The sequence below is a fragment of the Thalassotalea sp. PP2-459 genome (assembly GCF_001913705.1).
Classification (GTDB): domain Bacteria; phylum Pseudomonadota; class Gammaproteobacteria; order Enterobacterales; family Alteromonadaceae; genus Thalassotalea_C; species Thalassotalea_C hakodatensis.
In genome coordinates this window covers 1-10,617 of sequence record NZ_MKQD01000068.1, presented here as the reverse complement: position 1 = coordinate 10,617, position 10,617 = coordinate 1, and the positions used below count along the sequence as shown (strand labels likewise).

9 protein-coding genes are annotated in these 10,617 nt (G+C 35.9%); 2 read left to right on the top strand and 7 right to left on the bottom strand.

All coding sequences use genetic code 11. The features are described 5' to 3' along the window. Positions 1 to 572: 572 nt before the first annotated feature. The 6 genes from BI291_RS15845 to BI291_RS15820 all read right to left on the bottom strand — a co-directional run bounded on the left by BI291_RS15845 (position 573) and on the right by BI291_RS15820 (position 7,936). Positions 573 to 1,412, bottom strand: a complete 840-nt coding sequence (locus BI291_RS15845) for a hypothetical protein (RefSeq protein WP_074499893.1) — start codon at positions 1,410 to 1,412, stop codon at positions 573 to 575. Between the two features lie 80 nt (positions 1,413 to 1,492). Beyond that, complete coding sequence (locus tag BI291_RS15840; protein ID WP_254849600.1) at positions 1,493 to 2,128, bottom strand: hypothetical protein; 636 nt, start codon at positions 2,126 to 2,128, stop codon at positions 1,493 to 1,495. A gap of 200 nt (positions 2,129 to 2,328) precedes the next feature. Continuing rightward, positions 2,329 to 4,053 carry a hypothetical protein gene (locus tag BI291_RS15835; RefSeq protein ID WP_074499888.1) on the bottom strand — a complete coding sequence of 575 codons (1,725 nt, stop codon included), beginning with the start codon at positions 4,051 to 4,053 and terminating at the stop codon, positions 2,329 to 2,331. Beyond that, positions 4,037 to 5,776, bottom strand: coding sequence for a hypothetical protein (locus BI291_RS15830; protein ID WP_074499885.1), 1,740 nt, complete (start codon positions 5,774 to 5,776; stop codon positions 4,037 to 4,039). Before BI291_RS15830 ends, BI291_RS15835 begins: the two co-directional genes overlap by 17 nt. Positions 5,777 to 5,923: 147 nt before the next feature. Next, the gene (locus BI291_RS18350) at positions 5,924 to 6,979 is read right to left on the bottom strand and encodes a hypothetical protein (RefSeq protein ID WP_074499883.1); all 1,056 of its coding nucleotides are present in this window, start codon (positions 6,977 to 6,979) and stop codon (positions 5,924 to 5,926) included. Positions 6,980 to 6,997: 18 nt separating this feature from the next. Next, positions 6,998 to 7,936 (bottom strand): hypothetical protein, encoded by a 939-nt coding sequence (locus tag BI291_RS15820; protein ID WP_083602127.1) that lies wholly within the window; start codon positions 7,934 to 7,936, stop codon positions 6,998 to 7,000. Positions 7,937 to 8,277: 341 nt separating this feature from the next. Between BI291_RS15820 and BI291_RS18470 the strand changes: the two genes are divergently transcribed. After that, on the top strand, positions 8,278 to 8,439 hold the full coding sequence (locus tag BI291_RS18470; protein ID WP_175573145.1) for a hypothetical protein: 162 nt from the start codon (positions 8,278 to 8,280) through the stop codon (positions 8,437 to 8,439). Positions 8,440 to 8,514: 75 nt separating this feature from the next. Beyond that, positions 8,515 to 9,093 carry a hypothetical protein gene (locus BI291_RS15815; protein ID WP_139302643.1) on the top strand — a complete coding sequence of 193 codons (579 nt, stop codon included), beginning with the start codon at positions 8,515 to 8,517 and terminating at the stop codon, positions 9,091 to 9,093. Between the two features lie 590 nt (positions 9,094 to 9,683). Here the strand turns inward: BI291_RS15815 and BI291_RS15810 are convergent. Further along, on the bottom strand, positions 9,684 to 10,538 hold the full coding sequence (locus BI291_RS15810; RefSeq protein WP_074499877.1) for a hypothetical protein: 855 nt from the start codon (positions 10,536 to 10,538) through the stop codon (positions 9,684 to 9,686). Between the last annotated feature and the right edge of the window lie 79 nt (positions 10,539 to 10,617).

Below are 10,617 nucleotides of genomic sequence, written 5' to 3'. Positions count from 1 at the left end.
AACCCTTTTAAACTCGCCCTTGGGAACTCATTAGCGCCCTGATAACTTCCCTAAATAATCGAACCATAGAGCGACTATGCTTAAATTATTTAGCGTGTTTTAAGCGCGCTAATGAAGTGCTAAGTTGGCTAAATATTTAATAGAGTTGGTATCATTTCAAAATTTATGAAAAGCATGAAGTTAGTTTTTGTTGATATTCAACAACAGAAACTTGGTAAATCCGATCCGCTACCGATCCGTAGAGTTTAAATTGTATTTTAGTTAGTGGGTATTAATGTGTGCATCAAACCATAACTTGGCCGAGTTACTAAAGCATAAAATGGCCGAAAGGTCGGTTTAACAATTACTTATAAATTTATTTCTAGCTAATTCTATCATTTGGATTTAAAGAATTTGGCAGGCTAAAAAAATGAAAGTTCGAGTTTATCTGTGAGCTAGTACAGCTAATTGCAATTGGTGATGTCGACCAGCCTTAATTTGAACCGCCAGGTGAAATTTAATAGGCGTATATAAGCGACAAAGAAGCTGGGCCAACTGCTATTTGTCCTTCTTTCGTGAGATATATACATTTACTATTCATCATTCATAAACTCTGCTCTTTGCTCGGAAGTCATAGAAAACCTATGACTGCTAGCTTCTGAGGAAATGAAATCATCAATGCTTCCCAACTCATTTAACCAATTGCATATGCGGTGACGATCAATTCGATTCGGAAATACTTCTATCAAATCAGAATCGTAGCAAGGTACCGTAAACGTTTCACTTAGGTTTTGTGTCAAATTTACAAAGAAATATGTCCCTCGGTAATAGTTGGCATTAGTGTGGTGGTTATTTTGATAATTAGGAATTTTGCCTAGCATTAATTCATAATGCGTATCAAACTGATCATTGAAACATAGATCTAAGTTGAACAGCTTAGATACTGCGTGACCAAGTGTTAAATTATCTGTAAAAAACTTATTGTAATAACGATAGTAAATGCTGTAATTTTGATTTTCTTTAAGTGCTTCTTCTATATCATTCCAAAATTTGATCTCAACGACAAACTTAAGATAATTTGCTGTATTTATATTTCGAACGATTTCTTGAACTTTCACGTCACGTTCACAAGATGTATATATGAACAATGTGTGAATCGACGGATTGAACCCTTTTGCTTTATTTACTTCAGTTTGAATATCTGCTTTAGTTAATTGTATTCCTGACGCTCTGCACTTACATTGAATACCAATCCAGTTACCAGAAGTTGCTTCTCTGGCAAAAATGTCTACGCCTTGCTGAGATTGACCGCGTCTTCCATTTAATTCAACAAGTTCATAAGTAGTATCATTTCGATAAATGTCACGACACAAAAATTCAAATTTCTCATCATCAGTGATCTTAGGAATACTAATAGTTCTCAAATCATTCAAAAACAGCTCCTTGTTTTAAATTATTATTGGTACCTAAATAGTTCAATGGACATTTGTAAAGGCACCTATTCAGGTGCTTGCTATGTTTCAATTAACTCAATTATATCTTCACAGTTGCCAATGGATAGATTTATAGCCTCACCTCTAGCGAGAGTAAATGATAGATCCGATAATACGATTCGAAATTCATTTTGATGCTCATAGGATGCGCTTTTTTGAAAGGTATTCCAGTGCCACATTTGTTCCTGAAGTCTATCTATTGTAACTTCATCTGAACGATTATAATTAACCCTACCCACATGAGGGTGTGAAAAGCGATAATTGTTATCTCTTAGAGCAGTTGAAATGCGATTAACAAACTCAACAGGGTTAGTTATTTGAATAATTACATCATAAGCATTATCTAGCGATAACAATCTAGAAAACTCTGTTTCAGGATTAGCACAACACCAAACGAATATCTCGTTAATAGAGCTAGTTGCATAAGGGTGCGAGTTAATTTGGAGTTCACCAAGCCCTTCTAAATTATCTCCTAATTCATCACTTTCTAAATTTTGATAATAAGATAATGGACTTAACCTAATGTTACCTTGTGCAATTAACTGCATCGCCCAAACTGATTCCATAGCCTTTATAAGAGAATCTGGTGCAGGATATTCGTTGTACTCAATACCATCAATTATTTGAGTACCACTTATAGTCGAAACTGTAGACATGCTTTCCTTTTGAAACAAAACGCTTACTGTTTAGAACTTGCAGGACATGCTACCTTGTTAGGTCTCGATAAATCAATATTTCTTATGTCCTTTCCTGTTTCATAGCTGCAAGTCAAAGGCCTAATATGAGATATGAGTTACCATTAATTATTCATAGTTTTCAAGGTTGAGTCGTACAAATATCAACCATATTTTTATCTTCAATCACAGCTTTCTACCTGTTTGTCTACCATTGTTATCAAATCTTCAATGAAGTGGAAAGGCACAGGGTATCGATAGCAGCGACAGGCTGTTAGCACAAGCGGAGCTTTCTCCTTGATAACAGCAGACATTTGTTTGAAGAAGTCTGCATGGGTACACTCATTGGAAATATGATCTAAAGCTTGATCACCATTCATTGGAAAGTTAGTTGATGCTGAACCATGCAAATCAACATTCGAGTACATATGTTGCTCACTATATTCATTAGGGTACCAATATTGTAGAGTGCAGTGCGATAGTTTATCTTTTGCGAAACTCTCCAGTTCTTGACCAATTTCATCCAAATTATAAAGCTTGCTAAACACTGCTAGCAGTGGGTACAGGATACTAGCATTTGTAGCTTTCTGCTTATAGCTGGCATCAGCTTTATCTTTATTTCTGTGTTCTAGGAGCTTTTCGTATGTCTCTTCAGCAATTGGATACATCCCATTGCTGGCAAAAGAAAATAGGCTTTTGTTGATCATCTCGATTAGCCAACTTCTTACAAAGCTATCAGTATCAGAATTATTTGAAAGTAGAGTAACCGCCAAGCCAACCTCAATTGCTTGTGAATCTTTATAAGGTGTTAATAATATAGGGTTGTTAATTACCAGTTGGTTAATAGCTTTTGTTATTCCATTCAGGCGTTCAATAAGTTGCGTTTGCTCTTCACTTTCTTCACCTGTTGGTGGGGTTGAAACGTAGCTTTTAGATAGAGAGTCTAATATCCAATGCCCTTTAATTGCTAATCGACCTAGAACATCAAATAGCTTGATGTTAACGTCAATTGAACATGGGGATTGAACTGCATGAGAAAGGGCGTATTTTAGCCCAACATATGGAATTACGCATTGATCTACATACGAATCTGTAATTGTCTGGTATGTATCTAGGATGGCATCAAATGTCTTAGATGCCTTGTTTCTGCCAGTGTAATACTCTTTAACCTTCTCCCAAGCAAACAATAACGCTGATTCAGCTGATATATATGAAGATTCTAGGTTGTTTTCTTCACGACACCAAGAAAATAGAACCCAAAGACAGATGTTTAATCGTGTTATGGAAGAAGCAATTGAGGCTGCGTCAGTTGCTTCCGATAATACTTCGTCAATTAAATTTAAGAAGTACCTATATGAGCTTTCAGGCTCTTCTAGTATGGCTAAGGATTTTCTGAGTAAGGCTTGACTTGAACTAGGTAACAATTCTTCCTTTAATAAAAACTGCTGAATAAGTTCAGCTAACTTGTCACCATTCCACTCTTCAAAAGAAACATTATCTCTTGTGTTTCGCTTTTCGTAGCCTGAAACTTCCTGCCTTATTCCAGAATTGACATCACCGCCAAAACAAAGGCAAATAACAATTGGTTTATTGCGATGTTCAGGAGGTAGGCGGCTAGGTATAAATGAATCTTGTATATCTTCTAATGAAGGTCTAAGTGCTTGAACGGCTCCATTACTCCATGTTTCGCGAGTAAGATTGCCAGACTTAACTGAAAATAAATAAACTTTTTCGTTGCCGTCATTTACGCTTCCAACAGCAGCAATATCAACACCGTACTCTTTAACTCCTCGTGTTGGTGAAATGAATACATTCATTCCCATAGAACTAAGTAAATCGGGTAATACAGCATCTAATTCACTTCGCTCCTTTAATGAAGCCAAATATTGTTTAAGAATTAACTTCATTTATAAATCTCTCATTTCGGTAAACTCGTAGGGTGTAATCTAAAACTTCTGGATCTAGGACATTTAGCCTAGGTAACTCGGCGGAGTGAGATATTGATTGCATTTGCATCTCTTGGCGTACACGCTCTCCATTGCCAGTATGTACGTAGTAAATAGAACTATTTCCATACAACAGCCTTTGTGTGGTAAACAAGTTGACGATTGAAGACTTTGACGCTTCTTCGTGAGCTTCTGACATGCTTTTATTGAATTGTTTCCAGTATGCATTGACATTTTCACTGGGTGCTCGCAACTCTTTCAAGCCAGCAACTTGTCCAAGGTCAGCATTATAGGCTTGGAGTTTGTCTAGCAAGTTTTGGCAAAGTTGAACTTGAACCTCACTTTCAATGCATGACTGAAAATATCTACTAAGCTCCCCTGGATAGCTTAGAAATAGTGGTGAAAATAAAGCATGCTCAAGATCGTTATGTGATTGGGTAGAAACAGAGTCGTAGATGGATAAAATTAAGCTGGCAGCAGCAATTGGTCTCATAAATAACCAGCCAATAGCTTTACGGCATACAAATAACTTACTTGCTTCGTCAGTGAGTAATGCCGTGTCAGCCTGAATTTCAATATTCTTGTCTGTTGAGTCATGTATGAGGTCTAATATGCCATGACAAAGTGCCGTTTCCCCAGATAAGAACCACTTTGTTACTAGATGATTGACTAAATTTTGATGCTTACTCAATAACTCGCTGGAGAAATAGTCTAGCGATGAGAACTTAACATTATCAGATATTACAGATTCAAGAATATTGATCGCTGAATCGACTTGACCTTTTTCTACTAGCTTAACTAATACATGGTCAACTTTATCAACTATGCCTTTATGCTCCGGAGAAATGTTGGTTAAATTTTGTATCAATAAAAGAAGTATATTTTCGGGAATTTCTGCCTGTTGAAAGGCAAGAATATCAGATATCGTATACTGTGCCTCAGGGGAGTTTGTGTTGTTAATTGTTGTTAGTAACCCTTCAACTTCTTGCCAATAGTGTGGAAATTTTTCGCCAAAGCGGAGTACCGCTCTCAGTAATGACGCACAGCAGTCGTTATCTTCTTCATTATTGGCGCTAATACTAAATAATTTCCAAATGATGCTAGCTTGTACCTCCTCTACATCAAGCATGCTTAGAGAAAAATAGCCCTGACGTCTGACAAATTCGTTCTCATGTGCTATTAGCTTTTCAGCTGTTTGGATAGCTTCAACTAAATTATCTTTAGGGTACGCTAAGATAGCGTTGGACAGAAACGGGGCATATGGGTCTAGTTTATGTTGATTGAGTATAATCAGGATACTTTCTCTAGCACGACTTAAACTTAAGCTGCAGTAATCCTGAAAAGCTCTATAGACTCCACCAACAGCTAGATCCCTACCAGCCTGTATAGTTAGGTTAGTTAGGCAATTCAGAATATTTTCAGTATTATCCTCTAATAAAGGTATAGCACCTTCAAATACATGTAGAAGTGCAAAAAAGTCTTGCTCACAAGAACTTCTATCTATATTTCCTATTAAACTAATTAAGTTAATATCTTTCGAGTTGTGCAGTTCAGATAGCGCTCTTTGTAATGATTTATCGTCTGACTGAATTTCTTGGAAATATAGCCTGTCGATTTCTTCAAGTAGCTTTTCCTCAGATTCTGTTGAAGCAAGTAGTTGAGCCTTTGTTTGTTCTAGCGACATTATTCTCTCCTATACCTCTTATAGTAAATGTGGCTACTTGTCTGATTTTCAATTAAATATTTAGCGATTTTAAGTCGCAAGTAGAAACATAGAATGATAGAAAAATCAAAATATGTACGGTTTACTTGGGGAAAATACAGGGTTCAACTATTCGAAAGCTTCTTTAATATCTTTAATTGCCTCATCAGCAACTTGAATCAAGGTTTCGAGCTCAAGCTCTTTCGACTCATGAGCTTGTCTTCTAATAAAACTTCTTATACTAAATTCGCTATCAGCTAACATCCAATAAATATCTCTTGAGTGTTCAGGGTGAACTATTTTTGCGGCGTGTTTGCCAACTTCACCATCGGTATTTACGTGATGAAAGACATTGCAAAACTCGACTAACTTTTTATCTTTGGTTGCAATCCAGGAATCTTGTTTTACACCATCAATACCATTTTGATCGAAAAAATTAGCTGCTTGCAATAGATGAATATCACAGGCTCCATTAAATGCGATACCTAATACTTCAGATGCGTCTTTAGGCAGCTTTTCATCGCCAGTCTTAAGAAAATTTTTTCTGATCTTTTTTCTTAACTCAATAGTTTCTCTACAAGTAGATGGGGGCTCTGCAAAGCAATATTTTGCTATTTCAATCTCTGCAGAGCTTAAGCAGTCAACTTTGTTTTCTAGTTTATCTAAAAATTCTTTGAATTTTTCAATCGGCTTACCTTTAAATTTATTGTCGATTAAATTTAGATACAGAAGACACGTAAAAGGGATTGCTAGAGCAGCCTTTGACTCTGGTGCTAGGTCATCATAACCGTAATCTTTTTTCTTTCCTTCATATTCTGAATGTATGCAATTAGGTGCGTCAACATAACCAGGTAGGTGCACAGAGCAGAAAGTTTCATATTTTTTTCGAGATTCTTGAGCTAGCTCTGGAGGCATTTCGTTTAGAGCCAAACCTGGAGATAAACATACGCTTTCAGGGGGGCTTCTTTGCAGAAGTTTAACTAAATTATGTAATCCTTGTTTCTTGACTGAAGCCCATTTATTACCATTATCAACTACTTTCTCCATGCCGATAAGAATATTTGTATCCAAAACAATTGTTGTCTCAATGTCTTCTAGTTTATTTCGGACGATTAACACAGGATCTAGCTTAATATCACCTTGGATAGGCCGGCTTGGTTTTATAAATAATGTTCGCTTTTCCATTTTTATTTTTGCTCTTTTTTAGCTCAAATCATACTTATACAAGTCTTCTATGACGGTAGACGTTAGCTCGGCGATGCCCATTGAATAAACTATTAACTCAATAAAATCTGGTTCATATGAGCAATTTATATATGGTTTAATCGAGTCTAAATCACAGTCCTCAAGCAGCGAATCTGTGATAGATATTACCTTGTTATAATTTGATGAAAGTCTCGGGTTTGATTCGAGAGGAAATACGGTGTGAGCAAGTTTTGCTTTTTCATACTTTAGCGACTGATTAATATCAGCAATCGTTGGTTTTACATTTGAGTAGTGCTTTTCATATAAGTAAAGCCAACCATCTTCTTGCCATGTAGAGTCCCAAAGGCATTTCCACTCACTTTTAGCAACTCTTTTAGATAATTGGTAAAACGCCCACCTAAACGCTCTCGATTCCGTAATACAGCCCTTAATTGAAGGTCTGCCCAATACACCTTCAAAATCTGTATAAGAATGATCTGCTTTTTTTAGCAGTGATTTGAACTCATCTTCGTTCAGGTTTCGCACACCATCCCTTACTATTGAATACATTAAGCTATGAACATGCCTAGGCGATTTTTGAGATTCAATAGCATGTGTTACTAACATTCCCGCGGCATTTGATAACACATGTCGTAATGGTCTGGGATTAACTCCACCTTTAGAGCTTTCGTCTTTACGCCCTATGTGGCTTGACCAATTATGTACGAGGTCTTGTGAAAAATTTGAAAGCTCTTCAGTTGTTTCTTTTAGCTTCACTATTGAATCTGATAGCAAACTTGCAGCTGTATGGTGTTGGGCAGCTAATGCGCTTTGTTTCGCAATATCTTTTGCCTCTTTACTTATTTTTAGAGAAAAAAAAGCAGCTATCGCAGCTGCTACACCTGCTATAGCCGACATTATCGATGGTACAGCGTCCATTAATACAACTTTATCCATTATTTACTTCCTTTTTTGAACTACAAAGGCCAACTTTTATATCGGTAAGAATACACATATCCCTAAATTATAAGCTGCTTATATTATTGAATTTTACCAAGTATGGCGATAGTTATTTATGCTGTAGGTTCGGTAGGCGGTGACTACGCATTTGGCACTGCTGTATACCTCAGAAGATTGAGCATGAAGCGGCTGTGTTTTCCTCGACATAATTAAGCTATAAATTTTGGTTTGAATAGTAATCTTATCTAGAAACATATAAGGTTAAATTTACTGAATAAATTCAAAATATTATTGGTGCTTTTTATTAATTTTTAGAGAGTAAAAGCTTAGGAAAACACATGGAAGAAACTAAATTATCGAAGAAAAACGATGGAAGGGTTGAAAGAATAGTTACCAAGCTTTCTATATTAGCTATTGTTGGTAGTGCTATTGCCGCTATCAATCATTTTGTTGGTTATAGCTTTCTAAAAGGAAAAATTGAAGGATTAGGGTTAGGCTAATATGAATTAGCTTTATCTCCTCAGGAATCATCATTCCAAACTGTATTGGCACTAAGAGCATTTAACGACGTGTGGTTGAAAGCTATTATTGATTTTGTCAGCCTGAGATGGGAAATGTTGTTATTTATAGCTATCGTCCTTGGATTCTACGCTTACTTGATTCTTGATAAACCTACGCCCAAGAAAAGTAAATCTAACGAATTTAACTGGAAAAAGCTTAGCTTACCGGAATGGCTAAAAAAAATGATTACCTATCCACTTTTGGGTTTTTTCACTTTTTCAGTTTTTATGATACTGGTTTTTGTTTTGCTATTAACTACATGGGGACTACTTTCGGCATCATACAGTGTAGGCCTTGATAAAGGTAAAGCTATAATTTCTAAACCTGTATGCCAACCGTTAGATAAAATTGAAGAAAAAATAGGCCATGTGCCAGGATGTTCAATTGTTAATGATGCGTATGGTAATCAACTCGAAGGAAGAGTAATACTGTTAAGGAAAGATTTGATAGTCATTGTGACTAATACGGAAAGTATTTTACTAAATATGAAAAAAGAACATTTGGTATGTGCCCCAATTTATTATTTAAGCAAGAAAGATACGTCTCAGGTTGATCATAAGTGTCATTTTGGGGCCAAAATTAATAAGTCTTAACTTGAATTATCAGTTTCAATTATTAAGAGTTTTTAAGTCAGCAAAGCCCCGTTCATTGATGTACATCTTAGCTTTGACAGTCAGGACACTTACCTTTATATTTTAATTCCCTTGGTTCTAGGGAAGCCCTTCGTGATGGCAAAGTCGATGACATTGAACCATACCATTTTAGCTATTATCCTCGATTGCCGGTTAACGAAGAACTGGCTTGAAAATCGAGAGTAAGACTAATGGTAATTCGAATGAGTAATTTACAAACCTCTCAATTTAACCCACACAAAAAAGTTCCATTAACTACCGCTGTAGTATTAAGTCTAGTCATGGTCTGTAGTTTTTTTCGATCTTGCAATACGGTGCGACTATTCGCTATATCCAGTGTTCTATTTAGCGCCTCAATTTTTCTTTATCTGTTACAAGATTGTTTGAATTTTTAAGGAATCAACGCCTCTTTAAGAGACAATAAAATAGTTGGCTAAAATCAGAGACGAAGAACTATTTGTCCATTTTTAACGATTTATATGCTTTATTCCCTCTTATTTGTGTCAGAGAAAAGTGGCAATTTTAGGGGGAACTGTTGCTTAGAATAATGTTTAAGGTTTGTGAACCTTTAGAAACTGAGTCAACTTAACTCGAAAACTCAATATGTTGATTTGTTTTGAATTAGGCAAATTATCATTAAATTTTATAATGACTTCATTTAGTAATTGTGGCTTTGAAATATAGGAATGCTGAAGAAATACTAATTCTTCGAATATTTTGTTTGTGTTAAGTTTTCTGCATATTGCTAGTAATTTTTTTTCTTCTTCAGGAAATAGGTCACTAATCAAATACCTTGCTAGTTTTAGAATATATATTTTTTTATTTAGCATGAAGGATGAATGCAGATTGGGAATAAGCCATTTAGCCTTTTCTTCAGGAAAAGTTTCATAGTACCGTTCATCTTTTATTCGTATTAACTTCTCAAAGACGTACTCTAATATTTCTTGATTAAAGTAATTAATGGGGCTAACAGCAAAGTGATCTAAAAGTGAATTGTTTAGCGGTATTTCTAGGTTACCTCCACAAGCTATACACATTTCTTTTGGTTGTGCATTCAACGCTATTAAGCATGCTAATGCATTTTCGCAGCAAAAGTTTTGAATAGCTTTAATCTGCGGTTGAGATACACCAATTTTAAAACCATTTTTAGGGGAGCTATCCTTAGAGAAAACTATTTTCTGAAACTTTATAGGAAGACTTTGGTAGAATTCAACGAAAGTATCTTTGGGCTCACCACCTAACTCAAGCGCCTCCCAAATAGGTGACTTCCAGGTAGACTCTAACTCGGGAAATAATTTACGAATGTTTTTACTTGGGGCTCTTTCACCTCGTGCTATTTTGGCATAAAGGTTTTTTCTTTCTGCAAAGTTTTCATAATAGTCAGGCTCTATTGTCCACTTCCCCATTAATGACACAGTTCTAAATTAGAATTTTCCAGTTTTTCTCGGTAAGCTGCCGGCGGCAGGTTACCCAGACTCTCATGTG

Coding starts and splice junctions, on each gene's coding strand:
- BI291_RS15820 (WP_083602127.1), bottom strand. CDS start 7,936: ATGGATAAAGTTGTATTAATGGACGCTGTACCATCGATAATGTCGGCT.
- BI291_RS15810 (WP_074499877.1), bottom strand. CDS start 10,538: ATGGGGAAGTGGACAATAGAGCCTGACTATTATGAAAACTTTGCAGAA.
- BI291_RS15830 (WP_074499885.1), bottom strand. CDS start 5,776: ATGTCGCTAGAACAAACAAAGGCTCAACTACTTGCTTCAACAGAATCT.
- BI291_RS18350 (WP_074499883.1), bottom strand. CDS start 6,979: ATGGAAAAGCGAACATTATTTATAAAACCAAGCCGGCCTATCCAAGGT.
- BI291_RS15835 (WP_074499888.1), bottom strand. CDS start 4,053: ATGAAGTTAATTCTTAAACAATATTTGGCTTCATTAAAGGAGCGAAGT.
- BI291_RS15840 (WP_254849600.1), bottom strand. CDS start 2,128: ATGTCTACAGTTTCGACTATAAGTGGTACTCAAATAATTGATGGTATT.
- BI291_RS18470 (WP_175573145.1), top strand. CDS start 8,278: ATGGAAGAAACTAAATTATCGAAGAAAAACGATGGAAGGGTTGAAAGA.